The organism is Stenotrophomonas maltophilia group sp. LNF247, from assembly GCF_054083135.1.
Genome location: NZ_JBSRQL010000012.1, coordinates 35,090 through 61,596, shown reverse-complemented (window position 1 = coordinate 61,596; position 26,507 = coordinate 35,090). Strand labels below are relative to the sequence as shown.

At 65.8% G+C, this 26,507-nt stretch carries 25 protein-coding genes, 1 tRNA gene and 1 pseudogene; 13 read left to right on the top strand and 14 right to left on the bottom strand.

Features of this window, described 5'->3' with window-relative positions; translation table 11 throughout:
- Positions 1-78: 78 nt before the first annotated feature.
- Complete coding sequence (gene hrpA / locus ACTXG9_RS13120) at positions 79-4,161, bottom strand: ATP-dependent RNA helicase HrpA (RefSeq protein ID WP_206621710.1); 4,083 nt, start codon at positions 4,159-4,161, stop codon at positions 79-81.
- A gap of 86 nt (positions 4,162-4,247) precedes the next feature.
- On the opposite strand from hrpA, the gene ACTXG9_RS13115 reads away from it, so the two are divergent.
- The 6 genes from ACTXG9_RS13115 (at position 4,248) to ACTXG9_RS13090 (ending at position 11,233) form a co-directional block, all read left to right on the top strand.
- Positions 4,248-4,796 (top strand): Dps family protein, encoded by a 549-nt coding sequence (locus ACTXG9_RS13115; protein WP_019660109.1) that lies wholly within the window; start codon positions 4,248-4,250, stop codon positions 4,794-4,796.
- A 552-nt stretch (positions 4,797-5,348) separates the two neighbouring features.
- A complete protein-coding gene (gene recQ / locus ACTXG9_RS13110) occupies positions 5,349-7,154 on the top strand; it encodes a DNA helicase RecQ (protein ID WP_111102128.1) in 1,806 nt (601 codons plus the stop codon).
- 195 nt (positions 7,155-7,349) lie between these two features.
- Positions 7,350-7,730: a CopL family metal-binding regulatory protein gene (locus tag ACTXG9_RS13105; protein WP_021203718.1), complete on the top strand. Its 381-nt coding sequence runs from the start codon at positions 7,350-7,352 to the stop codon at positions 7,728-7,730.
- Positions 7,731-7,805: 75 nt separating this feature from the next.
- Positions 7,806-9,617, top strand: coding sequence for a copper resistance system multicopper oxidase (locus ACTXG9_RS13100; RefSeq protein WP_111098885.1), 1,812 nt, complete (start codon positions 7,806-7,808; stop codon positions 9,615-9,617).
- Complete coding sequence (locus tag ACTXG9_RS13095; RefSeq protein WP_206621711.1) at positions 9,614-10,639, top strand: copper resistance protein B; 1,026 nt, start codon at positions 9,614-9,616, stop codon at positions 10,637-10,639. Before ACTXG9_RS13100 ends, ACTXG9_RS13095 begins: the two co-directional genes overlap by 4 nt.
- A gap of 81 nt (positions 10,640-10,720) precedes the next feature.
- On the top strand, positions 10,721-11,233 hold the full coding sequence (locus ACTXG9_RS13090) for a GNAT family N-acetyltransferase (protein WP_021203715.1): 513 nt from the start codon (positions 10,721-10,723) through the stop codon (positions 11,231-11,233).
- 86 nt (positions 11,234-11,319) lie between these two features.
- Here ACTXG9_RS13090 and ACTXG9_RS13085 read toward each other — a convergent pair whose 3' ends face one another.
- Positions 11,320-11,628, bottom strand: coding sequence for a zf-TFIIB domain-containing protein (locus ACTXG9_RS13085; RefSeq protein ID WP_206621712.1), 309 nt, complete (start codon positions 11,626-11,628; stop codon positions 11,320-11,322).
- A 150-nt stretch (positions 11,629-11,778) separates the two neighbouring features.
- On the opposite strand from ACTXG9_RS13085, the gene ACTXG9_RS13080 reads away from it, so the two are divergent.
- Positions 11,779-12,546: a CPBP family glutamic-type intramembrane protease gene (locus ACTXG9_RS13080; protein ID WP_206621713.1), complete on the top strand. Its 768-nt coding sequence runs from the start codon at positions 11,779-11,781 to the stop codon at positions 12,544-12,546.
- 92 nt (positions 12,547-12,638) lie between these two features.
- A complete protein-coding gene (locus tag ACTXG9_RS13075; protein ID WP_111098889.1) occupies positions 12,639-13,061 on the top strand; it encodes a response regulator in 423 nt (140 codons plus the stop codon).
- Positions 13,062-13,137: 76 nt separating this feature from the next.
- Here ACTXG9_RS13075 and ACTXG9_RS13070 read toward each other — a convergent pair whose 3' ends face one another.
- Together ACTXG9_RS13070 and ACTXG9_RS13065 are read right to left on the bottom strand one after the other, a co-directional pair.
- A complete protein-coding gene (locus ACTXG9_RS13070; RefSeq protein WP_206621714.1) occupies positions 13,138-14,076 on the bottom strand; it encodes an alpha/beta hydrolase in 939 nt (312 codons plus the stop codon).
- 82 nt (positions 14,077-14,158) lie between these two features.
- Positions 14,159-15,040, bottom strand: coding sequence for an alpha/beta hydrolase (locus ACTXG9_RS13065; protein ID WP_456115836.1), 882 nt, complete (start codon positions 15,038-15,040; stop codon positions 14,159-14,161).
- Positions 15,041-15,213: 173 nt separating this feature from the next.
- On the opposite strand from ACTXG9_RS13065, the gene ACTXG9_RS13060 reads away from it, so the two are divergent.
- The 4 genes from ACTXG9_RS13060 (at position 15,214) to ACTXG9_RS13045 (ending at position 17,577) form a co-directional block, all read left to right on the top strand.
- Complete coding sequence (locus ACTXG9_RS13060) at positions 15,214-15,552, top strand: hypothetical protein (protein WP_005418498.1); 339 nt, start codon at positions 15,214-15,216, stop codon at positions 15,550-15,552.
- A gap of 356 nt (positions 15,553-15,908) precedes the next feature.
- A complete protein-coding gene (locus tag ACTXG9_RS13055; RefSeq protein ID WP_180877711.1) occupies positions 15,909-16,088 on the top strand; it encodes a hypothetical protein in 180 nt (59 codons plus the stop codon).
- A 132-nt stretch (positions 16,089-16,220) separates the two neighbouring features.
- Positions 16,221-16,730, top strand: a complete 510-nt coding sequence (locus ACTXG9_RS13050; protein WP_180877694.1) for a hypothetical protein — start codon at positions 16,221-16,223, stop codon at positions 16,728-16,730.
- 163 nt (positions 16,731-16,893) lie between these two features.
- Positions 16,894-17,577, top strand: coding sequence for a hypothetical protein (locus tag ACTXG9_RS13045; protein ID WP_456115835.1), 684 nt, complete (start codon positions 16,894-16,896; stop codon positions 17,575-17,577).
- Here ACTXG9_RS13045 and ACTXG9_RS13040 read toward each other — a convergent pair.
- Positions 17,553-17,881 (bottom strand): annotated as a pseudogene (locus ACTXG9_RS13040) (transposase); the annotation flags it as partial. The gene ACTXG9_RS13045 and the pseudogene ACTXG9_RS13040 overlap by 25 nt on opposite strands.
- Positions 17,882-18,152: 271 nt before the next feature.
- Positions 18,153-18,228 (bottom strand) — tRNA-Lys (locus ACTXG9_RS13035).
- Positions 18,229-18,406: 178 nt separating this feature from the next.
- On the opposite strand from ACTXG9_RS13035, the gene ACTXG9_RS13030 reads away from it, so the two are divergent.
- Positions 18,407-19,405 carry a DUF2268 domain-containing putative Zn-dependent protease gene (locus ACTXG9_RS13030; protein WP_111098893.1) on the top strand — a complete coding sequence of 333 codons (999 nt, stop codon included), beginning with the start codon at positions 18,407-18,409 and terminating at the stop codon, positions 19,403-19,405.
- Positions 19,406-19,468: 63 nt separating this feature from the next.
- On the opposite strand, the gene queC is transcribed toward ACTXG9_RS13030, so the two are convergent.
- From queC to tolQ, 8 genes are all read right to left on the bottom strand, one after another.
- Complete coding sequence (queC, locus tag ACTXG9_RS13025) at positions 19,469-20,134, bottom strand: 7-cyano-7-deazaguanine synthase QueC (RefSeq protein WP_111098894.1); 666 nt, start codon at positions 20,132-20,134, stop codon at positions 19,469-19,471.
- Positions 20,135-20,212: 78 nt separating this feature from the next.
- Positions 20,213-20,914: a 7-carboxy-7-deazaguanine synthase QueE gene (gene queE, locus ACTXG9_RS13020; RefSeq protein ID WP_019660124.1), complete on the bottom strand. Its 702-nt coding sequence runs from the start codon at positions 20,912-20,914 to the stop codon at positions 20,213-20,215.
- Positions 20,915-21,217: 303 nt separating this feature from the next.
- On the bottom strand, positions 21,218-22,036 hold the full coding sequence (gene ybgF, locus ACTXG9_RS13015) for a tol-pal system protein YbgF (RefSeq protein ID WP_005418509.1): 819 nt from the start codon (positions 22,034-22,036) through the stop codon (positions 21,218-21,220).
- Positions 22,037-22,039: 3 nt separating this feature from the next.
- The gene (pal, locus tag ACTXG9_RS13010) at positions 22,040-22,558 is read right to left on the bottom strand and encodes a peptidoglycan-associated lipoprotein Pal (protein ID WP_005418510.1); all 519 of its coding nucleotides are present in this window, start codon (positions 22,556-22,558) and stop codon (positions 22,040-22,042) included.
- Between the two features lie 64 nt (positions 22,559-22,622).
- Complete coding sequence (gene tolB, locus ACTXG9_RS13005; RefSeq protein WP_019660126.1) at positions 22,623-23,942, bottom strand: Tol-Pal system beta propeller repeat protein TolB; 1,320 nt, start codon at positions 23,940-23,942, stop codon at positions 22,623-22,625.
- A gap of 286 nt (positions 23,943-24,228) precedes the next feature.
- Positions 24,229-25,284: a cell envelope integrity protein TolA gene (gene tolA / locus ACTXG9_RS13000; protein ID WP_111102168.1), complete on the bottom strand. Its 1,056-nt coding sequence runs from the start codon at positions 25,282-25,284 to the stop codon at positions 24,229-24,231.
- Positions 25,274-25,702, bottom strand: coding sequence for a protein TolR (gene tolR, locus ACTXG9_RS12995; RefSeq protein WP_006438804.1), 429 nt, complete (start codon positions 25,700-25,702; stop codon positions 25,274-25,276). The genes tolA and tolR overlap by 11 nt, the downstream gene beginning before the upstream one ends.
- 24 nt (positions 25,703-25,726) lie before the next feature.
- On the bottom strand, positions 25,727-26,506 hold the full coding sequence (tolQ, locus tag ACTXG9_RS12990; protein WP_005410752.1) for a protein TolQ: 780 nt from the start codon (positions 26,504-26,506) through the stop codon (positions 25,727-25,729).
- Between the last annotated feature and the right edge of the window lies 1 nt (position 26,507).

The following is a 26,507-nucleotide window of genomic DNA, read 5'->3' as shown; positions in this document are numbered from 1 at the left end:
GATCTGCACGGGAAGATGACGAGGCATCAAAAAAGCAGCCGAGCATGGGCTCGGCTCTACGTCATCACATCATCGGAGTCACGCCTGGCGCAGTGCGGCTACCCGCTGCGCCAGCTTCTTCGCCGAGATGCCGGTCCGCGCGCCCAGCTCCTGCGCGAACAGCGACACCCGCAGCTCTTCCAGATCCCAGCGCAGCGCCTGCCATTGCGGGTGCTCGCGCAGGCCCTGCTGCTCAGCCACTTCCAGCGCTTCCAGGAACGGATGCAGTTCCAGCATGCGCGCCTGATCGCGCGGCGGATCACGCTTGGCGCGCTCGGTACGCAGGATCATCGCTTTCAGATAGCGCGGATACTGCGCCAATGCGTCGGCCGGTGTATCGCGCAGGAAGCCTGGATGGATCAGCCCGGCCAGCTGCGCCTCCATGTCGTCCAGGTTGCCGCGCGCCCAGCCCATCAGCGGCGCTTCCAGCATCGGCTTCAGTTCGGCCACCAGCGCCAGGATGGTCTCGGCCAGCTTCAGCCGCGACATGGCCTCACCGAACAGCGCCTTGGCCGCATGCTCGCGGCGCTGCTCGAAGGCCGCCGCATCGCGTATGTCTTCCAGGCCTTCAGCCAGTACGGCGTTCATCGCCGCATCGACCAGGTCGCCACGAAGGCGTTCCTGCGATTCGATCGCCGCATACAGCAGGCCCGTCTTGGCACCCACCGGCAACTGCTTGCGTGCCTGCTTCATCTTCTCGGCCAGCGCGATCTCCAGCAGGCGGCGCACACCCAGCGGATGAGCCGCCTGCGCCTGCTGCCGATCAGCGAAGATGCGCAGCGCCACGCTGTCGCCCTCGTCCAGCAATGCCGGATACGCCGGCACGCCCGCTTCACCGGGCACCTGCAGCGGAATCGGCGTGGCCGGGAACGTACGCAGGCCATCGGCCGCCATCTCGCGGCCGGCGCGTGCAGCGAACGCATCGCCGGCACGACCGCCGAATTTGGCGCGCAGTGCATCCAGATCACGCGAGGTCGCCAGCACCTTGCCCTGCTCGTCGCGCAGCCGCAGGTTCATGTGCAGGTGCGGTTCGATCGAACCGGGCTCGAAATCGAGCGCGGTCACGGTCGCGCCGGTTGCGCGCGACAGGAAACGCGCCAGTTCGCCGGTGATGGCATCGGCACTGGGTTGCGGGAACGCCTCGTAGAACGCGCGACCAAAGTCCGGCGCCGGCACGTAGTTGCGGCGCATCGCCTTGGGCAGGCTGCGAATCAGCGCCGCAGCCTTGTCGGCAACGAAGCCGGGCGCCAGCCAGCCCAGCTGCACCGGATCCAATGCGTTGAGCAGGTGCAGCGGTACGTCAAGGGTTACGCCGTCATCCTCGGCACCCGGCTCGAAGCGGTAATGCAGCGGCAATCGTGCCTGGCCCAGCGCGAGGTACTTCGGGTAGCGCTCCTGCTCACTGCCTTCGCCCGGCAACAGGTCGGCCAGCGACCAGTGCAGGGTCTTGCGCTGTTCCGGCGCAAGACCCTTCCACCAGGCATCCAGGCCGGAGGCCGAATGGATCTGCGGCGGCACCCGGTCCAGGTACCAGCGTGCCTGCCAGTCTTCGTCGGCAACGATGCCGGCGCGGCGCAGCTTGGCTTCTTCCTCGCGCGCGACCTCCAGCACCTTCTGGTTGTCGGCGACGAAACTGGCGCGGGTGTTGATCTCGCCGGTCACCAGTGCCTGGCGCACGAAGATGTCATGCGCCTCGCCGGGCGCGATGCGGCCGTAGTGGACCGGTTTCTTCGGTGCCAGCACCAGGCCGAACAGGCTGATCTGCTCGGACGCCAGCACCTGGCCCTGCGCGCGCGACCAGTGCGGGTCGAAGTGCTTGCGCAGCAGCAGGTGCGGCAGTTCGGCGATCACCCAGTCCGGCTCGATCGCAGCCAGGGTCATGCCCCATACCTTCTGCGTATCCAGCAGGTTGGCCACCAGCAGCCACGGCGGTGGCCGCTTGGCCAGCGCCGAACCGGGGAACGGCAGGAAGCGGCGCTGGCGCGGCGCCTGGAAATCGCCCTTCTCGGTGCGGTGGCCGATCTGCGTCGGCAGGCCCGCCACCAGCGCACGGTGCAGGGTCTGGTAGGCAGCGCCACGCACACGTTCGCTGAAACCGCCGCCAACCGGCGCCTGTTCCTTCTGCGCGCGCACGGCCACCGGCGCCGGTGCGGCCTCGGCCTTGCCTTCGCGGGCCAGGCGCGCGGCACGATGCAACTGGCCGCGGGTGGCCTTTACTGCGGCCGCGTCATCACGCGCCGGGGCCGGCGCACTGCTGCCGGCCAGCAACGGTGCCATCGACGCCTCGCTGGCCTCTTCCTTCCAGCCCAGCTCCTCGCACAGCAGCCGCAGCTGGCGATGCAGCTCTCGCCATTCGCGCATGCGCAGGAAACCGAGGAAATGACGGCCGCACCAGTCGCGCAGCTTGGACTGGGTCAGGTCTTCATGGGCCTGCCGGTAGGCATCCCACAGGCGCAGCACGCCGACGAACTCGGAGCGGCCATCGGCGAACTGCGCATGCGCGCTGTCGGCCGCACCGCGCGCCTCGGGCGGGCGTTCGCGCGGGTCCTGGATGCCCAGGAACGAGGCGATCACCAGCATCGGCCGCAGGCAGCCGGCGGCCTGCGCGGCCACCAGCATGCGCGCCAGCTTCACGTCCACCGGCAGGCGCGCCATCTGCTTGCCGATGGTGGTCAGGCGCCGTTCGGCATCGATCGCCCCCAGTTCGGTCAGCTGCTGCCAGCCATCGGCCACCGCGCGCTCGTCCGGTGCTTCCAGGAACGGGAACTCCTCGATGCGGCCCAGGCCCAGCTGCAGCATGCGCAGGATCACCCCGGCCAGGCTGGAGCGGCGGATTTCCGGATCGGTGAACTCCGGCCGCGCCTGGAAATCGGCCTCAGCATACAGGCGGTAACAGATGCCCTCGGCGATACGGCCGCAGCGCCCCTTGCGCTGGTTGGCGCTGGCCTGCGAGATCGGCTCGATGTGCAGGCGGTCCAGCTTGTTGCGCGGGCTGTAGCGCTTGACGCGGGCAAGGCCCGGATCGACCACGTAACGGATGCGCGGCACCGTCAGCGAGGTTTCCGCCACATTGGTGGCCAGCACGATGCGCCGGTTCGGCCCGGTATTGAACACCCGGTCCTGGTCCTGGTTGGACAGCCGCGCATACAGTGGCAGTACCTCGGTGTTGCGGTACTTTCGCCGTTCCAGCGACTGGTGCGCATCGCGGATCTCGCGCTCGCCCGGCAGGAAGATCAGCACGTCGCCGCGTGCATCCAGGCGGGTAATCTCGTCGACAGCCGACACGATGGCATCGTTGACGGTACGTTCGCCCTGGTCTTCACCCTCGCCTTCCAGCGCGCGGTAGCGCACCTCCACCGGGTAGGTGCGGCCCTCAACGCTGATCACCGGCGCATTGTCGAAATGCTGGGCGAAGCGTCCGGTGTCGATGGTGGCCGAAGTGACGATCAGCTTCAGGTCGGGGCGCTTGCGCAGCAGCTGCTTCAGGTAGCCCAGCAGGAAGTCGATGTTGAGGCTGCGCTCGTGCGCCTCGTCGACGATGATCGTGTCGTAGTTCGACAACCAGCGGTCGCTGGCAATCTCCGCCAGCAGGATGCCGTCGGTCATGAACTTGATGCGGCTGTCTTCGCTGACCTTGTCGTTGAAGCGCACCTGGTAGCCCACCAGCTGGCCCAGTTCACTCTGCAGTTCCTGTGCGACACGGCTGGCTACCGCACGTGCGGCAATCCGTCGCGGCTGGGTGCAGCCGATCATGCCGGCCTGGCCACGGCCGGCGGCCAGGCACAGTTTCGGCAGCTGGGTGGTCTTGCCCGAACCGGTTTCACCAGCGATCACCACGACCTGGTGGTCGCGGATCAGCCCGATGATGGCGTCGGCTTCACGCGCAATCGGCAGCTGCGGGTCCAGAGTAATGGACGGCTGCTGCTGCGCCCGCACCTGCCGGCGCTGCACCGACGCCTGCAAGGCCTGCTCGAAGGTGGCGGCCAGTGCCGCATCCTGTGGCTTGGCCTGGCAACGCGAGAGCATCCCCAGCAAACGGCCCCGGTCGCGGCTCATGGCGCCGTCGATGGCGGCGCGCTGTTGGCGCAGGCGGGGCGATGGATTTTTATCGATAGAGTTCATCAATCGGTTCGTTCAAAACTTTGAAAGCGACCAGTCATCACGACCGGTTTATTGTGAAGGCCAACGATTCCACAAGGAGGAACCCCATGGCGAAGACCAAGAGCACGACCAAGGCCAAGACCGGCAAGCAGAAGCTTGCGGCGGCGGCACCGTCGGCGCCGAACATCGATATCGGGATCACCCAGGGCGACCGCAAGAAGATCGCCGACGGTCTGTCGCGCTTCCAGGCCGATGCGTTCACGCTCTACCTGAAGACGCACAACTTCCACTGGAACGTGACCGGGTCGATGTTCAACTCGCTGCACACCATGTTCGAGACGCAGTACACCGAGCAGTGGGCGGCACTGGACGATGTGGCCGAGCGCATCCGCGCGCTGGGCTTCAATGCCCCGGGCTCCTACCGGGAATTCGCTGCGCTGACCTCGATCGTCGAGGAACCGGGCCTGACCGACAGTGCGGACTGGCGTGAAATGGTACGCCAGTTGGTGGTCGCCAACGAAGCGGTATGCCGTACGGCACGTGAAGTGCTGGAGGTGGCGGCCAAGGGGGACGACGCGCCGACCGAGGATCTGATGACCCAGCGGCTGCAGACCCACGAGAAGTATGCCTGGATGCTGCGTTCCCTGCTGCAGTAAGGGTTGGCGGGGGCGGCAGGGCTGCGCCCTGCACCCGCAGAGGCAACTGCAACGTCAACGTCAACGTCAAAAGCGGGCTATCCGTGGATTGGCGGGGCGGGTCCAGTTGCGGGGGACGCCGTGAATACGTCCATGTAGGCTCGGTCGCCGCATCCATGCGGCTCACGCCCCCGCAACCGGACCCACCCCGCCTTCGACAGTTTTCCGCGATCTGCCAGCAAAGCCATTGGGGTCAGATCCGTTTTCCGCAGGAAAACGGATCTGACCCCATTTTGTTTGTCGATATCTGACAGATGTGTCGACCAAGGTCGACACCCACCAACGGCCGCGGGAAACTGTCGAAGGTGGGGCGGTGTCGGATTGCGGGGTGTCAGCCGCATGGATGCGGCTGCCAAGCCTACAGGGACGTACTTGCGGCGTCCCCGCAATCCGACACCGCCCCACCAAACCACGAATCACCCCAGAGCCGGCTGTTGCCTTTGACGTTGCACTGGCTTGCAGCGGGTGCAGGGCGCAGCCCTGCCGACTCCCCCGCCGGGGTAAACTAGCCGGATGGCTTCCCGTCCCGCGCACGACCTGCTTCAACGCGTCTTTGGTTACGACGATTTCCGTGGTCCGCAGCAGGACATCGTGGAGCATGTCGCTGCCGGTCACGATGCCCTGGTGCTGATGCCCACCGGCGGTGGCAAGTCGCTGTGCTACCAGGTGCCGGCCCTGCTGCGTGACGGATGTGGCATCGTCATCTCGCCACTGATCGCGCTGATGCAGGACCAGGTCGAAGCCCTGCGCCAGCTCGGCGTTCGTGCCGAGTACCTGAATTCCACCCTGGATGCCGAGACCGCCGGCCGCGTCGAACGCGAGCTGCTGGCCGGCGAGCTGGACATGCTCTATGTCGCCCCCGAGCGGCTGCTGACCGGCCGCTTCCTGTCGCTGCTGTCACGCAGCCAGATCGCCCTGTTCGCCATCGACGAAGCCCACTGCGTGTCGCAGTGGGGCCACGACTTCCGCCCGGAATACCGCCAGCTGACCGTGCTGCACGAGCGCTGGCCGCAGATTCCGCGGATCGCGCTCACCGCCACCGCCGACCCGCCGACCCAGCGCGAGATCGCCGAGCGTCTGGATCTGCAGGAAGCGCGCCACTTCGTCAGCTCGTTCGACCGCCCCAACATCCGCTACACCGTGGTGCAGAAGGACAACGCCCGCAAGCAGCTGATCGATTTCCTGCGCGGCCACCGTGGCGAGGCCGGCATCGTCTATTGCATGTCGCGGCGCAAGGTCGAGGAGACCGCTGAATTCCTGTGCGGCCAGGGCTTCAACGCCCTGCCCTACCACGCCGGCCTGCCGCCGGAGGTGCGCGCTAACAACCAGCGCCGCTTCCTGCGCGAGGACGGCATCGTCATGTGCGCCACCATCGCCTTCGGCATGGGCATCGACAAGCCGGACGTGCGCTTCGTGGCGCATACCGACCTGCCCAAGTCGATGGAAGGCTACTACCAGGAAACCGGCCGCGCTGGTCGTGATGGCGAAGCTGCCGAAGCCTGGCTGTGCTACGGCCTGGGCGACGTGGTACTGCTCAAGCAGATGATCGAACAATCCGAGGCGGGCGAAGAACGCAAGCAGCTGGAACGGGGCAAGCTCGACCACCTGCTGGGCTACTGCGAATCCATGCAATGCCGCCGCCAGGTGCTGCTGGCCGGTTTCGGCGAGACCTATCCCCAGCCCTGCGGCAACTGCGACAACTGCCTGACGCCGCCGGCCTCGTGGGATGCGACCATTCCGGCGCAGAAGGCGCTGAGCTGTGTCTACCGCAGTGGCCAGCGCTTCGGCGTCGGCCACCTGATCGACATTCTGCGCGGCAGCGAGAACGAGAAGGTAAAGCAGCAGGGCCACGACAAGCTCAGTACCTATGCGATCGGCCGCGACCTGGATGCGCGCACCTGGCGCAGCGTGTTCCGCCAGCTGGTGGCCGCCAGCCTGCTGGAAGTGGACAGCGAGGGCCACGGTGGCCTGCGCCTGACCGATGCCAGCCGCGACGTGCTGACCGGTCGCCGCCAGATCAGCATGCGCCGCGACCCGGCCAGCAGCGCCAGCGGGCGCGAGCGAAGCGCGCAGCGCACCGGCCTGTCTGTGCTGCCGCAGGATCTGGCGCTGTTCAACGCGCTGCGCGGTCTGCGCGCCGAACTGGCCCGCGAACAGAACGTGCCGGCCTTCGTGATCTTCCACGACAGCACCCTGCGCAACATCGCCGAGCAGCGCCCGACCAGCCTGGATGAACTGGCACGGGTCGGCGGCATCGGCGGCACCAAGCTGAGCCGCTACGGCCCGCGCCTGGTCGAGATCGTGCGCGAAGAGGGGTAGCGCCGGGCGCCTGGCCAGGCGCCTCCCCATCGCCAACCGTGCGCTCGTCCCCCTGTAGAGCCGAGCCCACGCTCGGCTGCTTCTGCGTGAACGGCAGCCGAGCGTGGGCTAGGCTCTACACTGGTGCAGGTCCAACCTTGAACCGCCCATTCAGCCGGAGGTGCATCCACGGCCGCTTGCGGCTAGATTAGCGCCATGTCCCTCGCCTCGACCCTGCTCCGTGTCGTGCTCATGCTCAGCCTGCTGCTCAACGGGCTGAACGCGGCCATGGCCAGTGGTCACGAGGAAATGGGCCGGATGGCCCACGCGGTAGCCGCCCTTGATGGCAGCGATGCCGACTGCCACCACCACGCCGCCATGCAGGCCGACGAGGCCCCACAGGCCAAGGCCCCCGCCCACGACGCCCACTGCCAGATCAAGGACTGCGTGCGCAGTTGCGCCCAGCACCCGCTGCTGGTGGTGCAGCCGTTGCCTTATCTGGCGGGCCCGGCACTGTCGCTGGCGCCGCAGCCGATGCCGGCCACTGGCCGGCCGGCGCCGCCGCTGCCGCCCATCTCACGCCCTCCCATCGGCTGATTCCACACGCACCGTGCGCCCTGCGCACCGTAGCCGGCCACCTGCCGGCGTCTTTACGTGTCTGGAGTCACCACCATGAATACCCGCATTCCCCCCGGTCCGGGCGCTGTGCCCATGCCGTCGCGCCGCCTGTTCGTGCAGGGCCTGGCCGCCGGTGGCGTGGTTGCCGGCATCGCCGCTGTCGGCGTGCCGCAGCGCGCGCTTGCCGCCGCCCGCGCCACGCCTCGCCTGGCCGGTGCCCCGGCCGTGCTCAGCGATACCCGCATCGAACTGGCCATCGGCGAATCGCTGGCCAACTTCACCGGCCGCACCCGCCCGGCGATCACCGTCAACGGATCGCTGCCGGCACCGATCCTGCGCTGGCGCGAAGGCCAGACCGTGGACCTGTTCGTGCGCAACACGCTGGAGCGCCACCCGACCTCGATCCACTGGCACGGCATCCTGCTGCCGGCCAACATGGACGGCGTGCCCGGCCTGAGCTTCAACGGCATCGGCCCCGGCGACACCTACCACTACCACTTCCAGCTGAAGCAGTCGGGCACCTACTGGTACCACAGCCATTCGATGTTCCAGGAGCAGGCTGGCCTGTACGGTGCACTGATCATCGATCCGGCCGAGCCAGCGCCGTACCACCACGACCGCGAGCACGTGATCCTGCTGTCCGACTGGACCGACATGGACCCGGGTGCGTTGTTCCGCCGCATGAAGAAGCTTGCCGAGCACGACAACTACTACAAGCGCACCCTGCCCGACTTCCTGCGCGATGCGAAGCGTGACGGCTGGTCGGCCGCGCTGTCCGACCGCGGCATGTGGGGCCGGATGCGGATGACGCCCACCGACATCTCCGACATCAACGCGCATACCTACACCTACCTGATGAACGGTACGGCGCCAGCCGGCAACTGGACCGGGCTGTTCCGCAGCGGGGAAAAGGTACTGCTGCGCTTCATCAATGGCGCCTCGATGACCTACTTCGATGTGCGCATTCCCGGCCTGAAGATGACCGTGGTCGCCGCCGATGGCCAGTACATCCATCCGGTCAGCATCGATGAGTTCCGCATCGCTCCCGCCGAAACCTACGATGTGCTGGTCGAGCCCACCGGCCAGGACGCATTTACCATCTTCTGCCAGGACATGGGCCGCACCGGCTTCGCTGCCGGCACGCTGGCGGTACGCCATGGCCTGCAGGCGCCGATCCCTGCACGCGACCCGCGCCCGTTGCTGACCATGAGCGACATGGGGCATGACATGGGCGGTGGCGGTCATGGCGGGCACGACATGACCGCGATGAAGGGCATGGAAGGCGGCTGTGGCGCCAGCATGGGCCACGGTGCGCATGGCGGCGGTGATCCCGCCAGCAAGGCGCCAAAGCACCCGCCCAGCGAGCGCAACAACCCGCTGGTGGACATGCAGAGTTCGGCTACCGAACCGAAGCTGGACGACCCCGGCATCGGCCTGCGCGACAACGGCCGCAAGGTCCTGACCTACAGCGCGATGCGCAGCCTATTCGAAGACCCCGATGGCCGCGAGCCCAGTCGTGAAGTCGAGCTGCACCTGACCGGCCACATGGAGAAATTCTCCTGGTCGTTCGACGGCATCCCGTTCGCCAGCGCCGAGCCGCTGCGGCTGAACTACGGCGAGCGCATGCGCATCGTGCTGGTCAACGACACCATGATGCAGCACCCGATCCATCTGCACGGCGTGTGGAGCGATCTGGAAAACGCACAAGGCGAATTCCAGGTGCGCAAGCACACCATCGACATGCCACCCGGTACACGCCGCAGCTACCGAGTGCGCGCCGACGCGCTCGGCCGCTGGGCCTATCACTGCCATCTGCTGTACCACATGGAAGCGGGCATGATGCGCGAAGTGAGGATCGAAGAATGAGCCGCTCACTGCTTTCCCCCAGCCTGCTGGCGCTGGGCCTGGCTGCTGCAATGCCGGTGTTCGCGCAGTCGCACGCGGGCCATGACATGGGCACGATGAACGTGCCTGCGAAGAGCGCGAAGACCCCGGCCGAAACGGTCGATCATTCAAAGATGGATCATTCCGAGATGGACATGGGTGCGGCGGATCACGCCGGCATGGACCACTCCACGATGGACCACTCGAAGATGGACCATGGCGCGATGCAGCCAGCGGCGATGGACCATTCGCAGATGGACCACCGGGCGATGGGCCACGGCACGCCTGCACCCACCGAACCGCGCGAACCGATCCCGGTCCCGACTGATGCCGACCGCGCCGCCGCCTTCCCGCCGATCGCGCATGGCGCGATGGAACACGCGCCGGAGATCAACAGCCTGCTGCTGATCGACCGGCTTGAGCATTGGGATGGCAAGAGCAGCAACGGCCAGGCCTGGGAAGCCACCGGCTGGATCGGCGGCAACATCAACCGCCTGTGGCTGCGCACCGATGGCGAACGCAGCCGCGGCCGCACCGAATCGTCGTCACTGGAAGCACTGTATGGTCGCAGCGTGTCGCCGTGGTGGGACGTGCTGGTCGGCGTGCGCCAGGACTTCCGCCCGTCCGACTCGCGCACATGGGCGGCCATCGGCATCCAGGGTCTGGCGCCGTACAAGTTCGAAAGCTCGGCCACGCTGTACATGGGCTCCGGCGGCCAGGTGCTGGCCAAGGCCGAGGTCGAGTACGACGTGCTGTTGACCAACCGATTGATCCTGCAGCCGCTGCTGGAAGCTACTGTTGCGGCCAAGGACGAGCAGGAGTACGGCATTGGTCGCGGACTGAACAAGGTCGAAGCCGGGCTGCGCCTGCGCTATGAGTTCAGCCGTCGCGTCGCGCCGTACATCGGCATCAGCCACGAACGTACGTTTGGCGACACCGCCGACTATGCCGGTGACCACGCGCGCGACACGCGTTGGGTGGCGGGCGTGCGCATGTGGTTCTGAGCAGCGGTTCGTGAGCAGTGGCCAGCCCCGGCAGCCGCCGGGGCCGGCTACACTGCGCCACGTTCCAATGCAGGCACCGCCATGTCGTTGCAGATCCGCCGCGCCACCCTTGCCGATGTCGACGCGCTGTCGGCCATCGCAATTGCCACCTACAACGAAACCTGGGGCGATTCCTATCCGCCGCAGGAGCTGCACGATTTCCTGCAGGCGCACTACAGCAGCGAACCGCAGCGCATCGAACTGTCCGACCCACGCAGCGCGATCTGGCTGCTGATGGACGGTGATGCCGTGGTCGGCTATCTGGCCGCCGGTGCCAACACCCTGCCGCACACGGATGCACGCGAAGGCGACATCGAACTGAAGCGGTTCTACATCCTGGCCGCGCACCAGAACGGCGGCCATGGTGCACGCATGATGGACGCGTTCATGGCGTGGCTGGACCAGCCGCAGCGCCGCACCCTGTGGGTGGGCGTATGGGAAGAAAACTTCGGCGCGCAGCGCTTCTACGCGCGCTATGGCTGCAGCAAGGTTGGCGAGTACGACTTCATCGTGGGCGATACCCACGACCGCGAGTTCATCCTTCGGCGGCCGTGATCACGTCTTTGTAGAGTCGAGCCATGCTCGACTATTGGCGGCAACAGCCAGTCGAGCATGGCTCGACTCTACAGAGAGCGAAGCGCCTAGAAGTCGAACAACTCGGAGAGGAAGCTCTCCTTCTTCTTTTTCTTATAGCCGTGGCCACGGTTGTCCTCGTAGCGCTGGCCGAGGTGGCGGGTATCACGGTGCATCACCGGTGGCGGCGCGGACGCCGGCTGAGCCTGCACGGGCGATGGCGGAGGTACCGCAGCACCGGCGCCCGCACGTTCGATGATCTTGTCCAGCTCGCCACGATCCAGCCACACACCTCGGCAGCCAGGACAATAGTCGATCTCGATGCCATGGCGTTCGGCCATCTGCAGGGTCTGGGTCTTGCACACGGGGCACAGCATCGGCATTGCTCCTGTCGGTCTGGTAACGACTGTACCTGCCCTGTGATGACTGTGCGGCAACACATGACCGATGGCACAGGGACTTCCGGCGCGTGCCAGCGTCCCTCGCCATCTTCCACACTGCAAGCTGGTTCCGCAGGGAGTGCGTGCATGACCGTCCTGTCCCGCCTGCCCAGCGCCGCGCGCCTGCTGCTGGTGCTGTTCGGCGTTGGCGTTGGCCTGAATCTGCGCGACATCGCAGCCGCCGCAGGCACGCCGATTCCCGCCTTGCCCATTGCTTACGGCGGCAGCCTGCTCGACAACGCGCTGGCCGTGCTCGTGGCACTTCTGCTGGCCGCGCTGCTGCGGCCACGCGGGATGGGCCTGATGGCCAGCCTGGGGCTGCGCGGCAACGGCTGGAGCGGCCCGATGTGGGTACTGCTGGCCAGCCTGCCCTGCTGGCTGGGCCTGGCGCTGCTCGGTACACCGAACAAGGCACTGACCGTACTGGATGCCACCATGCTGGCGGTGCTGTTCCCGCTGGCCGAGGAAGTACTCTTCCGCGGCCCGGGCTTCGTGCTGCTGGTGAAGATCGTGCGCGGGCCCTGGCCATGGCTTGCACTGCCGCAGGCGCTGCTGTTCGGCATGGTGCACTGGCTCGGCTTCGGCGGGTTCGACGGTGGCGGCATCGCGCTGTTCGTCGGCGCAGTGATCGCCCTCGGTGGCTTCATCTTCGCTTGGCTCGACCACCTCGACGGCGACACGCTGTGGTGCGGCCTGGCCCTGCACGTTTCGATGAACCTGGCCTGGAATGTGTTCAGCCTCGACGACGCCGTCGCTTTGGGCTGGCAGGCCACCGGTCTGCGCATCGGCACCGCCCTGCTCGCGGTCGCGGTGCTGGCCTGGCACGTGCGGCTCCGGCGCCAGAGAAGCCTGTAACGCCCGCTTAGCCTGCCGTGCACGTCGGGATCACTACTGGCTTGCGCATACTTGCGCGCCATTTCACCGTTGCTGTCCGGAGTTGTCGCGTCATGTTGCTGTCCAAGCGCCACGTCGAACCTCGCGTCCTGCTCATCGAGGACGCCGAGGAAACCCGCGAACTGAGTCGACTGGCGCTGGAAAGCCAGGCCTGCCACGTGGCGGGCGTGAGCTCTGCCGAAGCGGCATTGGGCCTACTGGCCGCCGGTGAGCGTTTCGATCTGCTGTTCACCGACGTGAATCTGGGTGCAATCAGTGGCATTGAAGCCGCCAACCGGGTCCGCGGCCTGTATCCCCAGCTGCCGATCCTGGTGACGTCGGGCATGGACCAGCACCAGGTGCTGCCGCAGCTGCGCGACGGCATCCATTTCCTGCCCAAGCCGTACAACATGAGCGAGCTTCTCGACGCCATCCGGCTGTGCTTCCGGCATGCCGATGTGGGCGTATTGACCGGGCCGGATTCACAGGCGGCCTGAGGCGTTCATCCACGCATGGCGTGGACCTACTGCAATGGCCCTGTAGATCCACGCCATGCGTGGATGCCGCCCATCATCAACCGCTGCTGTACGGTCCGGTACCCGGGAACACCTTCAGCAGCGCACGGGTGATCGTGTCCGGGTAGACGGTGAAGTGATCCTCGTCATCGATCACCATGTTCTCCACCTTCAATGATCGCCCGCTGCTGCGCAGCTGCTCGGCGAATTCTGCGTTGTGGCGCAACATGTCGTTGCGGGTGAAGTAGCGCGCTTCGGGCTTGACCGTTTCAAAGCTGCCCACCGACAGCACCACCGTGGTCGGCTGCGCCGGCGCCTTGGCTTCGGCCTGCATGCGCGGCACCCGATGGTCGTCGAACCACAGTGATGGGCTGGAGAGGATGTAGGTGCGGAACATGTCCGGGCGCGTGGTCAGCACGTAGGCGCCGAACAGGCCACCATAGGAATGACCCGCATAGGCGCGCCGCGCCGGATCGGTGCGGTAGCGCGCATCGATCATCGGCAGTACCTGCCCAGCTAGGAAATCGCGGTAGTGCGCCGCGCCACCGTAGCTGACGTCATCGCTGTAATCACGCGGATCGATACGCGCCGGGTCGCTGGGCGTGTAATCGCGCGAGCGGCTCTGCTTGGAGGTCAGCCCTTCCTGCGGCGGCAGCCCAACCAGGATGAAATCCTCCAGGTTGACACCCTTCTGGCCCACCAGGTTGCGCACGCTGCGCACCAGCGGGAAGCTGTACAGCGCGTCGGTCACGTACAGCACCGGATAGTGCTTTTCCGGATGTGCGGCGTAGTCGGCCGGCAACGCCACCCACACCGGATAATCGCGGCCGATCGGATCGTGCACGCGCAGCGCTTCGGTATCCGGCAGCACCACGCCCGACAAAGCGGCGGCCGGGCTCTCCTTCGCTTCACTCTGCGCTGCCGGCGGCGCCACCGACATCGCACAGCCACTCACGGCCAGGCAAGCCGCCACACTCCATCCACGCACACGCTGCATCCACACGCTCCCATTGCGGGCGGCGCACCGGATGGCGCCGCTGCCGCATCCTTGCATGGTGCGCAATCCACTGCCAGTGCGGTCAGGGCGAGGCCGGCGGCGCCGGGAACAGTGTGCGCAGCGCCTGCAATGCGGCCGGATGATAGATCGTAGCGTGGGTTTCTTCCGGCAACGGCAGGTACTTCACCAGCGGCGACGGCGAAGCCTGCTGCAGCAACTCGGCCAGTCGTGCAGTGGATGCGGCCAGCTCCGGCTGCCCACTGCTGGCCAGGAATACGCGCGGCTGCGCACGCGTCACCGCCGGCAGCTGTTTGGCTGCGCCGGCCAGCATTGCGCCACGGTTCCACCACAGGCTGGGGTCCAGCGCGATGTAGCTGTTGAACAACGTTGGCTCCTGCAGCAGCGTCTCGACCACGAACAGGCCGGCGAGCGATTCACCGATCAGCGCGCGTTCGTCGGTAGTCGGGTAGCGCTGGCGCACCTGCGGCATCAGCTCTTCGCGCAGGAACGCGCGGTAGGCCGCCGAACCACCAATGCGCGGCGCGATCTTCCGGTCCTGCGGGTCGTTGCTGGGGCCGGTCATGTCGCGGCGGCGCTCGGTGTTCTCGATGCCAACCAGCAGGAACGGACGCATGCTGCCGTTGCCGCTCAGCACCTGCACCAGCCCGGCCACATGCAGGAAGTCCTCACCGATGCCGCCATCGGCCATGTACAGCACCGGCAGCGGCGCCTTCGGATCCAGGCCCCACGGCTGCGGGCGGTAAACATTGATGCGGCGGGTTTCGCCCAGCGCCTTCGACTCGATGGTGAAGGTCTCACCGATGACCAAAGGCGAGGCGGCAGCGGACGGCGCGGTTTCTGCAGCCATCAGCGGCGCGGCGGCAGCGGACGGCGCGGTTTCTGCAGCCATCAGCGGCGCGGCGGAGACAGCGGACAACAACAGCGACAGCACGATCAGACGCATGGGGCGGTCCATATTGGGAAAGCGCTGAGCATAGACCGCCGGAGGCACTGTCGTTCGCGGCACTTTGCCGATCGACCGGAACTGGAGCACCATGGAGTCGGTGATGGTCATGCAACGCGCACCATGGCTCACGGACTGGTCACCGCCACGCTCATATCCACAAGGAGGTTCCCATGTTGAGTGTATTGATCGCCACCGCCCTTGCCGCCGCCTCACCTCAGGCCAGCAGCACTCCGCCAGCATCCGCAGCATATGCGGACTGCCTGCTCGCCCACCTCCAACCGGGATTGTCCGACCACGCGATCCCGCTGCTGCAGCAGGCCTGCGTCGCGAAGCATCCGGAGAGCTACGTCGCATATTCAGAACTGGAACGCCGGATCAGCGCGCAGCGCCGGGCTGACTTTGACGCGGCTCAAGCGGAAGCCGTGCGTTCCGCGAATGCGGCAGCGACGGCTGCACAAGAAGCTGCCGACGCGGCGGCCGCGAAAGCCAAGGGAATGCGGACGAAGTAGAGGCCCTTGACCAGGCAACAAAGACGGCACCGCATTGCGATGCCTTTCTGAATGACCTGGGTCATGGGATGCAATGGTGGGCCGCGAAGGATTCGAACCTTCGACCAAAAGGTTAAGCGTAACTGGGTAATTTCATTACTTTCAATTGGTTACGCCGCCACTCGTTCCACTTCAATCTTTAAAGCGGGCGCTTGTAAGCCTTGAGCCACAACGGGCGCAGGAATTTTGCGGAACGGATTTCCTCCCCCTCCAGTTGCCTCAACAAGGCCTACCCCATCCCCCCGAATGACGGATCCTGGTCGGCCTTGGCCAGCCGGTTGCCCCGGACCCTCTCCTGCCATTCCAGAATCTTGGCGATGTCCCGACGCCCCCCCGCCGTGACCGATGACCCAATGCCGGAAGTGGCTGAGGCGGGCCACGATCGCACCGTCATCAACCTCAAGAGCGAATGGTTGGACACTTGGCTCAACCCCGACCCTGAACATATGGATGAGCTGCAAATGGCGATGGACGATCCCCAGCGCCCCTACTACTAACACGCGCTTGAAAAGGCGGCGCAAGAACGCAATGGGCCCTGCAATGCAGGGCCATTTGCAACCTAACATCGGTGTTGACCAGCGCGGCTACTACCCACCGCACGGAAGAGTCCTTTCAGCGCGCTGCAACAAGTGCCTCAGCTTTACGAGAGGGCGACGTCCGCCCTTTATATGCTCTTTCTTTCGGGCGGCTCAGATATCCCAATTCGCGACGGGGTGCCAGCCGCCCTCCACGTAGCAATGCATGTGCGGGCCGCGCTGACCGAATTCGTGGGCATAGAAGAAGCAATGAATAACGCAGGACACGCCTATAGGATTACGAGCAGCGCAAGTCCACTTCTTCATTTCATGCGGATGCTTCGCAACTATCAAATCCACATTGGTAGCCAGCCAATGGCAAGAAAGACCGTGGATATAATCTTCGGCGGCAAGGATGCCGTCATCGAAGTCGCCACTATCGACAACCTGTACGCCGACGACTTCATGCAGCTGGACACTATGAGGAAGTACAACTCATACAGCCGGAATGAAGTGGAGCAAATGATTGACTTGTTTCGCGAGCAGCAGGAGCGGCTGGGTGTGTACGAAATTCTTAGGCAAGGGACCAATCGCCTAATCTATGAAGTGCTTCAGCACATCTAAAGACGCGTATATGAACACCCCCACAGTACAGACATCAGGGTGCACAATCATTCCACTGAAGCTTGTGAGTTACGTCTCAGTGCCCGAGGGGAGACAGTGCTAGGCTCGCGCATCGAGAAGCGTGAAAGCCTCCATGATTTGTTACAAACTCTGGAGATGTCGCATGGAACGGAAGGTTCTAGGATGCTCCGCAGCACTTCTTGTATCCACCTGCGCCTTAGCACAAGTGCCAAACGCTGACACGCAGGAAGGCAAGGAGATGCAGATTCAGGTTCACAGCTATATGAGTGAACACCCCTCAGTCTCGATAGACGAAGCAATCACGCGCCTAGCGGTTCAAGGTGAGGTGATGTCGGAAATTGAAGCGTTGCGTATCGAGTTCGCAGATCGTCTGACGGAACTGTCGATCAAAGACGCGCCAGATCAACACATCCTGGTGCAGCTCAAGGGGCCAGATCCAGTCGCGGATCGAACGATCAACACCGAGAGCGCGACGACCCGCGTGGTGTTCGAGGTTGGTCACAAGTACACCCAGGACGAGTTTTACGCGCTCCTTGCTAAGCACAGACCTCTTCTTCACAGCGCCATACCAGGCATCACGGGGACGACTGGGTTCCCAGGCGAAGAACGGGTGCTGATTGACATAAACGGCGACAGCCGCCAAGCAGAAGAGTTGAAGGATACAATCAAGAAGCTTGAAAGAGTCACCGGTCTCAAGATTGAAGTCCGCCCCAACATGCCGAAGTCAGTCAACGCGGAGTATGTTGTTGGCGGCGCCCCCCCCTCCAATCCAACAATAGCTACTGCACCTCAGGATTTAACGTTGCGATCCTCGCGCCGGACATAGCGCAGCGCGCTGGCACTCATCCCAATGATCGCCAGGGCACGGCGCTCGCTTGCCCCGCGCTGCACCCACTGCCGCACCAGCGCACCCCGCACCGGCGGGTCCGCTACCTTTCTCGCAGCGCGTCCTTGATCAGATCGTTCTCGAACAGCTGCTCGGCCAGCAACTTCTTCAGCCGGACGTTCTCGGCTTCCAGGTCCTTCAACCGCTTGGCGTCGGGCACGCTCATGCCACCGAACTTGCTGCGCCACAGTTGGTACGAGGCCTCGCTGAAGCCATGTCGACGGCACAGGTCCTTCACCGCCATGCCGGCCTCTGCCTCGCGTGGGAAGCCGATGATCTGTTCTTCGGAAAAGCGTTCTTCATGTCCAATCTCCGGCTTGTCGGGGATTGAACTCCAAATCGCCGTGCTACTCAAAACCTGAGGGACGTCGGGGGCACAAGAGCGCCGCCATGCGCGATAGATACGATCATCGCTTGCCTGTCGTGAAACCCGCATCTCTCCCGAAGTGTTCGGTAGGGTTTTCAGGAGCAAAAGAAAAAGGCGCCCAAAAGGACGCCTAAGTCGCTGATGCAATTGGTGGGCCGTGAAGGATTCGAACCTTCGACCAAAAGATTAAAAGTCTTCTGCTCTACCGACTGAGCTAACGGCCCATTGCACTGCCCCAGCCTTTCGGCGGGGTGGGCATTCTACCCTACTTTGGCGGGCCGGGTGAAACCCCAGCGTGTCGAGGATGCCGGCCAGCGGCCGGCACTACCCGATCTGGCGAACCCGCTTAAACCTTCCGGGCCTCACGCGCATCCCAGCTGTGATTCCTGCCCGGAGCCACGGATGCGCCTGCCCCTCTGCCTCGTTGCCGCCCTGCTGCTGCCCTGTACGGCACTGGCCACCCCATCCCAGGTCGTCACCGACGACATCGGCCGCTTCTGGGCCACCTATGACGCGGTGCGCGCCGAGCCCGACGTTGAACGCCAGGTCGCACTCGTGCAGGAGCGCTACATCGATCCAGGCAGCCCCGGCCTGCATGCGCTGACGCAGGTCCGCAACTATACCGCCCGCGAATACGCCGAGGCCATGCGCGCGTGGCCGCGCTTCTGGACGTCGGTACGCCCATTGACCGCCAACGCGCAGCAGGCCAGCGCCACTCTGGAGCGGGACCTGGCCGCCTTCCGCACGCTCTACCCCGCCCTGCGTCCGGCCACCATCACCTACGCAGTCGGTGTGCTGCGCACCGGCGGCACCACGCTGGGTGACAAGGTGCTGATCGGTGCCGAGATGGCGCTGGGCGATGAGCGCGTGGACGTGAGCGAACTGCCCGAAAAGATGCGCGACCGGCTACGGATCTTCTACGACAGCCGTCCGGGGGCGAACAACGCGCAGAACAACCTGCACGAGTACGTGCATACCCAGCAGCGCGAGACCACCGGCAGCCTGGCGCAGTACGTGGTGCGCGAGGGTGTGGCCGAGTACGTGGGCGAGCGGCTGAGCGGGCGTCGGCCGGCGTTGCCGCTGTATGCCTACGGGCCCGCGCACGAGCCGGAAATCCGCACGCGCTTCATTGCCGAGATGGACGGGGGTAACCTCGACAACTGGCTCTACAACAGCGCCCGCAATCCATTCGGGGTGAGTGATTTGGGGTACTACGCTGGGTATCGCATCGCGCAGGAGTACATGCGCCAGCAGGCCGACGAGAAGGCCGGTATCGCGCGGATGATCGAGTTGGACTATGCCGATCCGAAGGCGGTGCGGGCGTTCATCGAGGCATCGGGGTGGTTGCCTGATGAGGCTGCCGGCCAGCGGCCGGCACTACCAGACTCCAGCCGCCGGTAGCGCCGGGACAGAGAGTGCGAACCAACGGTTCGCACCCACCATTGGGGCATCAGCCCCATCACCTCAGACGTACAGCGTGGGGTCCGGCACGCCGGCTTCGGCGAAACCCTGCGCGCGCAGGCGGCAGGCATCGCAGTGGCCGCAGGCGGCGCCGTTGGCGTCGGCGTTGTAGCAGGACACGGTCAGGCCGAAGTCCACGCCCAGGCGCACGCCTTCGCTGACGATCTGGCCCTTGCTGAGGAACTGCAGCGGTGCGTGCACCTTGATGCCCGCGCCCTCCACCCCTGACTTGGTGGCCAGGTTGGCCAACGCCTGGAACGCGGCCACGAACTCGGGGCGGCAGTCCGGATAGCCGGAATAATCCACCGCGTTGACGCCGCAGAAGATGTCGTTGGCGCCGAGCACTTCGGCCCAGCCCAGGGCGAGCGACAGCATGATGGTGTTGCGCGCCGGCACGTAGGTGACCGGGATGCCGGCACCGCCGGCCTCGGGCACGTCGATGTCGTCGGTCAGCGCCGAGCCGCCAATGCTGCGCAGGTCCACGTCCACGGTCTTGTGCGCGACCACGCCCTGGGCCTTGGCCACGCGGGCGGCGGCGTCCAGTTCGGAGGTGTGGCGCTGGCCGTAGCGCACGCTCAGGGCATGCACGGCGAAGCCCTGTTCCTGGGCCATGGCGATGACGGCGGCTGAATCCATGCCGCCGGAGAGAAGCACGACTGCCTTCTTCATGGGTAAAACATCCGGTTGGGAGGGGAAAGCCAGCACGCTGTCCCGCGCCGGAGTTACATCAGGGAACGTTGCCTGGGCTCATCGGCCCGGCTCGTCGTTCCACAGGATTTTATGCAACTGCATCTGGAAGCGCACCGGCAGGCGGTCTTCGACGATCCAGTCGGCCAGCTGGCGCGCGGTGATCTCGCCCTTGCTGGGCGAGAAGAACACGGTGCAGCGCTTCACCAGCTCGTGCTCGGCGACCAGGGCCTTGGCCCAGTCGTAGTCCTCGCGGCTGCAGATGACGAACTTGATCTGGTCGCGTGCGGTCAGCAGCGGCAGGTTCTCCCAGCGGTTGCGCGCCACTTCGGCCGACCCCGGGGTCTTGATGTCGACCACGCGCGATACACGCGGGTCCACCGCGCTGACGTCCAGCGCGCCGGAGGTTTCCAGCGAGACGTCCATGCCGGCGTCGCACAGCTTCTGCAGCAGCACCAGGCAGCGTTTCTGCGCCAGCGGCTCGCCGCCGGTCACGCAGACGTGGCGCACGCCCTGGGCCAGCACCTCGGCCACGATGTCGTCGATGTCCCACCAGGTGCCGCCATGGAAGGCATAGGCCGTATCGCAGTACTGGCAGCGCAGCGGGCAGCCGGTCAGGCGCACGAACACGGTCGGCCAGCCGGCGGTATCGGCTTCGCCCTGCAGCGAGGTGAAGATCTCGGTGATCTTCAGGCGTGGCAGGGGCGACTGCACAATCTCACTGGGCGTGGCGGCGGCGCTGGACGGGGTAACGGCGGTCATGGCGGGCACTTCTTGGTGGGACACGTGGCGGGTGGGCTACCGTGGCCGGTAACGAAAGCAGCCGAGCGTGGGCTCGGCTCTACAACAACAACCGGGCGGGCATGGCCCAGCCGGTAACGAAAGCAGCCGAGCGTGGGCTCGGCTCTACAACAGCAACCAAACGGGCATATCCCTGCCGGTGACGCGAGCCGTCGGGCATGGCCCGGCGCTACCGGATCCGGGCGGGTTTGCCGGTCCGGAAACGAAAGCAGCCGAGCATGGGCTCGGCTCTACAGGGCACACATTGTACGCCCGGTCAGCGGATCAGCGGATCTGCTTGCCCAGGCGGATGGACTGCAGACGGTCCTGCGCGGTGCGCGCGGCGTCCGAGCCGGGGTACTGCGCCACGACGGTCTCCAGCGTCTGCTGGGCCTGGTCTACCTTGCCCTCGCCGTACTGCGAGAGGCCGATCTTGAGCAGGCCGCCCGCGGCTTTGTCGTGGGTCGGATAGCGCGAGAGCAGTTCACGGAACTGGGCCTCGGCCATCGGGAAATTGCGGGTGGCGTAGTAGCTCTCGCCCAGCCAGTACAGCGCGTTCGGCGCGTAGACGCCATTCGGGTACAACTCCAGGAAGCTCAGGAACAGCTGCGCCGAATCGTCGTACCTGCCGGCCTTCAAGGCATCGAAGGCAACGTTGTAGGAGGTGCGCTCGTCACCGGTGGCGGCGAGGCTGCCGGCATCACCATGGACGGAAGGCGGCCGCTCGGAAGTGGCCGCCGCTGCGGGTTTTGCCGGGGCCGGTGCGGCCTTGGGCGCGCTCGCCGGAACGGGCGGCAGGGCCGGGGCGGCGTTGCCCCCTTCCAACCGGTTCAGGCGGCTGTCCAGATCCAGGTACTGGTCCTGGGCGGACTGCTTGAGCTGGGCGTTGTCGTGCTGCAACTGCTCGATCGAGGCCTGCAGGCTGGTGACCTGCTGCCGCAGCTGATTGATCTGGTTCAACAGGTCCTGGTTGGCACTGTTGTTGTACATCTGCTGCTCGAGCGCGCCGACACGGTCAGCCAGGCTCTGTCGCTGTGCGTGCGCCGGTGCGGCAGCCACGAGGGCTGCCGCAACGACCAGCATCAGTTTGATGCCAATGCGCATGGATTACTGCGCGGTGTAGACGATTTCGACGCGACGGTTCTGCGACCAGCAGGACTCGTTCGACTCGGTGCAGACCGGACGCTCTTCACCGTAGGACACGACGGTCAGCTGCGAAGCCGAACCACCGTTGGCCTGCAGGGCCGAGCTGACGCCGTTGCCACGACGCTCACCCAGGGCCTGGTTGTACGCGCGCGAACCGCGCTCGTCGGTGTGGCCCTGCAGGGTGATGCGCGAGGACGGACGGTCACGCAGGTACTTGGCGTGGCACGCCATGATGGCCTGGAATTCCGGCTTCACGTCTTCCTTGTCCAGGTCGAAGTAGACCACGCGCTGGCGCAGGCAGGCGTCGGTGTCCAGGTCGCCCGGGCCGTACAGGCCGGAGGTCGACGGACCGGTCGGGGTGGTGGTCGAGGTGCCGGTGTCGACCGGGGCTGCCGGCTCTTCCTTCACCTTCTTCGAGCAACCGGCCAGGACGGCCACAGACAGCAGGGAAACAAGCAGAACGCGGGTGGACTTGTTCATGGCGATACCTTTGTGGCTCCTAAGCCGATGAGGGGTTCAAGACAACGAAAATATTAACACTCTTTTAGCGCTGGGTACGGTATGGGGACCATGCCGGTTCGCGCACATCACCGTCAGCCAGGACCAGGCGCTGGCGAACCCGCGCATCGGCCGAAACGGCATACAACACACCACGGCCACCTTCGCGGGCGGCGTACAGCACCATGCTTGCGTTGGGCGCAAAGCTCGGCGATTCATCGAGCGAACCCGGGGACAGCGTGCTCCAGCGGGGCGACCCCAGCGAGCTGTCCATCATCGCGATCTTGTAGCTGTTGCCAGAACCCTGGGCGACGACGATCTTCTTGCCGTCGTAGGACACCGACGGCTTGGCATTGTAGTTGCCCTGGAAGGTCACGCGCTCGGCGCTGCCGCCACCGGCACCGACCTTGTAGACCTGCGGACGGCCGCCGCGGTCGGAGGTGAAGTACACCGCGCTGCCGTCCGGTGCCCAGGTCGGCTCGGTATCGATGGCGAAGTGGTTGGTCAGCTGGGTCAGCTGCTTGCTGCCCAGGTCCATGACGTAGATTTCCGGGTTGCCCGAACGCGACAGGGTCAGGGCCAGCTTGCGGCCGTCCGGCGAGAACGCCGGGGCGCTGTTGATGCCACGGAAGCTGGTGACCAGCTCGCGCGCGCCAGTGCCGATGTTCTGGATGTAGATGGCCGAATTGCCACGCTCGAAGCTGACGTAGGCCAGCTTGCTGCCATCCGGGCTCCACGACGGCGACAGCAGCGGCTCGGCCGAACGCACGATGGTCTGCGGGTTGAAGCCGTCGGAGTCGGCCACCATCAGCGCATAGCGCATGGCGTCGCCCTTGCCGCTGGCAGTCACGTAGGCGATGCGGGTCCAGAAGGCGCCGCGGATGCCGGTGATCTTCTCGTAGATGGCGTCGGCCATCTGGTGGGCGACGTCGCGCATGGCGTTGCCGCGGGCAGTCATCGCCAGGCCCAGCAGGCGCTCGCCCTTGGGCACGTCGAACAGTTCGTATTCGACGCGGTAGGCACCGGCACCGGCGTCGAGTACGCGGCCGACCACGATGTAGTTCTGCTTCAGCGCGCGCCAGGTGGCGAACTGGATGTCGCCGCCACGCACCGGCTTTTCGACGATCTGCGCTTCCGGCAGCGTGCGGAACTGGCCCGAACGCTCCAGGTCGGCACGGACCACGCCGGCGACGTCGGTCTGCGGAGCGGCCGACGAACCCTGGTAGGGCATCGGCACGATGGTGATCGGCAGCGCGGAGGCATTGCCGCCGATGATGTCGATATCCAGCCCCTTCTGCTGCGCGACGGCAGCAAAGGGCAGCAACAGGGCCGCAAACACGGCAAGCCAGCGAGGCATCTTTTTCATGGAGCGCTCAATAGGGGAAACCGGAACGAGGGATAGCAAAGCAGGAGTGAACCGCTTCGCAATCATGAACCAAGGGTACGTGAATTCCGGGTCAGTTCCAGCCCGTCCTCTCACGCACCGTTAACGTCGTGGCTAACATCGCACCTGCCTGCCCCGGTCACTCCGCCCAGCGGGGCGGTGTTCGACAGAAGCCTAAAGCCTGCCCGGCCGAAACCGAGCACACCAGAGGCAAGCGCGACATCCATGGGCAGGAGTGGCCCGAGCCCCCCCCCCTGCCCTGCCCGCCTCAGCGATCCTGGGCGGTAAAAGTGAAGTTGAGCGTGCGCGCGAACACCGACTCGAAGCCGCGGTACGGCAACGGCTGCGCATTGAGCACGGCGGCCTCGATCGAACGCTTGCCGGCCTCGTCGTACGGGCAGTTCGGGCTGACCTTGGCCTGCATCACCGTGCCACCCGGAATCTGGGTGATGGTGATCTGGCAGCGCTGGCCCAACGGCACCGTATCCGGACGCACCCACTGCGACAGCACCTTGGCCTGGATCGCGGCAGCGTACTTGGCCGATAGATCGTCGCTGTTACCGCCACCACCGGCGGCTGGCTGGGATGCACCGCTGGAACCGGCGGCGGCACTGCCGGCAGCATTGCGCGCGGCGGCGACCTCGCGCAGCTTCCGCTCGGCCAGCTTGGCTTCCTTCTCGGCCTGCTCGCGGCGGGCACGGATCTCGGCGATCTTCTTCTGCTTCTCGGCCTCGGCCTTGTCAGCCGCGACGCGCTCCTGCTCGGCCTGCTTCTTCTTCTCGTCCGCTTCCTGCTGCTTGGCCAGGCGCAGCTTCTGCTCCGCTTCTTCCTGGCGCTTGCGTTCGGTCAGGTCGATCTGCTCCTGGCGGCGCTTGGCTTCCTGTTCCTGCTTGGCCTTCTCCTGCGAGATGGCCAGTGCGCTCACCGCTTCCTGGTCCTTGGTGTCCGGCTGCGCGACGCGCTCCTGCGCCTGTTGCTGCTGGGGCGTGGGCGCGTCCTGCGGGCGCGGCTCGGGAATCGGCTGCGGCGGCGGAATGGTGTCTTCCGGCACCGGAACCGGCTCGGCCACCGGCGGCGGCAGGTCTTCCAGCTTTTCCGACTGGCGCAGGGCCTGGCGCGCGGCGGACGCCTCAGACGCGGACAGCGCCAGGCTGGCCTCCACCGAAGGGTCACCGGCGGCGGCATCGGTGTTGCGCTCGGGTGACCAGAACCAGGCCACGATGAAGACCAGCGCGACCAGCAGGTGCACCAGCAGTGCCAGTGCCAGGGGCAGGCCCCAGCCGGGTTCGCGCTGATGCGAAGGTGGCAGGGCGTCAGCGTGCATCGGTGGCCAGGCCTACCTTGTCTACCTTGGCGCGCTTGATCACATCCATCGCGGCGATGACCTTCTCATAGGCCACGGCACGGTCGGCGGCGACGATCACGCGCACGCCCTTGTCCTGGGCGGCAATGCCAGCCAAGCGGCCTTCCAGTTCCTCGGCCGACACGGCGGCCGGTTCCTTGGCGTCGGGCAGCTTCAGGCTGAGCTGGCCGTCCTGGCGCACCGAGACGATCACCGGGTCCTGCTTGCTTTCCAGCGCCTTGGCGTTGGATTGCGGCAGGTCGACGTCGAAGCTCAGGGTGAGCAGCGGCGCGGTGACCATGAAGATGATCAGCAGCACCAGCATGACGTCGATGTAGGGGACGACGTTGATTTCCGATTTCAGCTTGCGGCGCTTTCGGCGGCCGATGGCAGCGGACATGGCTTGGACTCCCGGGTCAGGCGCTTACTCGTCGCCAGCGCTCTGGCGCTGCAGGATGGAGCTGAACTCTTCGGCAAAGGTCTCGAACCGCACCGACATGCGCTCTACGCGGGTGGTGAAGCGGTTGTAGGCCCACACTGCCGGGATCGCCACGAACAGGCCGATGGCGGTGGCGAACAGCGCTTCGGAGATGCCCGGCGCGACGGCGGCGATACCGGCCTGCGCACCGCTGCTGATCATGTCGTGCATGGTCACCATGATGCCGAACACGGTACCGACCAGGCCCACGTACGGGGCGGTCGAGCCGATATTGGCCAGCAGTTCCAGGTTGCGCTCAAGCTGGTCCACTTCGCGGGTGTAGGTGGTACGCATGGCACGCTGCGCGCCTTCCAGCTGCGCACGGCCGTCCAGGCGGCGCTTGTCGCGCAGGCGGGTGTACTCGCGGAAACCGGCTTCGAAGATGGCTTCCAGGCCGGTCACGCTGCGGCTGCGGTCGGTGGCGGCGCTGTACAGCTTGCCCAGGTCGGCGCCGGACCAGAAGCGGTTCTCGAACTCGTCGGCTTCGCGGGTGGCCTGCTTGAACACGCGTGCCTTGCGGAAAATGATCACCCAGCTGACGAACGAGCCGACCAGCAGGAGCAGCACGATGATCTTCACCGGCAGGCTGGCCTTGGCCATCAGTTCGAGGTAGTTGATGCCGCCGCCGGTGGTGGCCTGGGCAAGGGTCTGTGTCGCGGCGTTGCTGACGTCGGCCGGCAGTGCCTCGGTGACCGTGGCCTGCAGGGCCAGGAGCGTTGCGATCATC

Excerpts from the sequence above, each read along its gene's own strand:
- ACTXG9_RS13070 (WP_206621714.1), bottom strand. The coding sequence starts at position 14,076 with ATGCAGCGTGTGCGTGGATGGAGTGTGGCGGCTTGCCTGGCCGTGAGT.
- ACTXG9_RS13060 (WP_005418498.1), top strand. The coding sequence starts at position 15,214 with ATGTTGAGTGTATTGATCGCCACCGCCCTTGCCGCCGCCTCACCTCAG.
- ACTXG9_RS13100 (WP_111098885.1), top strand. The coding sequence starts at position 7,806 with ATGAATACCCGCATTCCCCCCGGTCCGGGCGCTGTGCCCATGCCGTCG.
- ACTXG9_RS13065 (WP_456115836.1), bottom strand. The coding sequence starts at position 15,040 with ATGCGTCTGATCGTGCTGTCGCTGTTGTTGTCCGCTGTCTCCGCCGCG.
- ACTXG9_RS13075 (WP_111098889.1), top strand. The coding sequence starts at position 12,639 with ATGTTGCTGTCCAAGCGCCACGTCGAACCTCGCGTCCTGCTCATCGAG.
- hrpA (WP_206621710.1), bottom strand. The coding sequence starts at position 4,161 with ATGAACTCTATCGATAAAAATCCATCGCCCCGCCTGCGCCAACAGCGC.
- ACTXG9_RS13085 (WP_206621712.1), bottom strand. The coding sequence starts at position 11,628 with ATGCTGTGCCCCGTGTGCAAGACCCAGACCCTGCAGATGGCCGAACGC.
- ybgF (WP_005418509.1), bottom strand. The coding sequence starts at position 22,036 with ATGCGCATTGGCATCAAACTGATGCTGGTCGTTGCGGCAGCCCTCGTG.
- recQ (WP_111102128.1), top strand. The coding sequence starts at position 5,349 with ATGGCTTCCCGTCCCGCGCACGACCTGCTTCAACGCGTCTTTGGTTAC.
- ACTXG9_RS13045 (WP_456115835.1), top strand. The coding sequence starts at position 16,894 with ATGGAACGGAAGGTTCTAGGATGCTCCGCAGCACTTCTTGTATCCACC.
- tolQ (WP_005410752.1), bottom strand. The coding sequence starts at position 26,506 with ATGATCGCAACGCTCCTGGCCCTGCAGGCCACGGTCACCGAGGCACTG.
- ACTXG9_RS13080 (WP_206621713.1), top strand. The coding sequence starts at position 11,779 with ATGACCGTCCTGTCCCGCCTGCCCAGCGCCGCGCGCCTGCTGCTGGTG.
- ACTXG9_RS13095 (WP_206621711.1), top strand. The coding sequence starts at position 9,614 with ATGAGCCGCTCACTGCTTTCCCCCAGCCTGCTGGCGCTGGGCCTGGCT.
- pal (WP_005418510.1), bottom strand. The coding sequence starts at position 22,558 with ATGAACAAGTCCACCCGCGTTCTGCTTGTTTCCCTGCTGTCTGTGGCC.
- ACTXG9_RS13055 (WP_180877711.1), top strand. The coding sequence starts at position 15,909 with ATGTCCCGACGCCCCCCCGCCGTGACCGATGACCCAATGCCGGAAGTG.
- tolR (WP_006438804.1), bottom strand. The coding sequence starts at position 25,702 with ATGTCCGCTGCCATCGGCCGCCGAAAGCGCCGCAAGCTGAAATCGGAA.
- queE (WP_019660124.1), bottom strand. The coding sequence starts at position 20,914 with ATGACCGCCGTTACCCCGTCCAGCGCCGCCGCCACGCCCAGTGAGATT.
- ACTXG9_RS13030 (WP_111098893.1), top strand. The coding sequence starts at position 18,407 with ATGCGCCTGCCCCTCTGCCTCGTTGCCGCCCTGCTGCTGCCCTGTACG.
- ACTXG9_RS13115 (WP_019660109.1), top strand. The coding sequence starts at position 4,248 with ATGGCGAAGACCAAGAGCACGACCAAGGCCAAGACCGGCAAGCAGAAG.
- tolA (WP_111102168.1), bottom strand. The coding sequence starts at position 25,284 with ATGCACGCTGACGCCCTGCCACCTTCGCATCAGCGCGAACCCGGCTGG.
- ACTXG9_RS13105 (WP_021203718.1), top strand. The coding sequence starts at position 7,350 with ATGTCCCTCGCCTCGACCCTGCTCCGTGTCGTGCTCATGCTCAGCCTG.
- ACTXG9_RS13090 (WP_021203715.1), top strand. The coding sequence starts at position 10,721 with ATGTCGTTGCAGATCCGCCGCGCCACCCTTGCCGATGTCGACGCGCTG.
- queC (WP_111098894.1), bottom strand. The coding sequence starts at position 20,134 with ATGAAGAAGGCAGTCGTGCTTCTCTCCGGCGGCATGGATTCAGCCGCC.
- tolB (WP_019660126.1), bottom strand. The coding sequence starts at position 23,942 with ATGAAAAAGATGCCTCGCTGGCTTGCCGTGTTTGCGGCCCTGTTGCTG.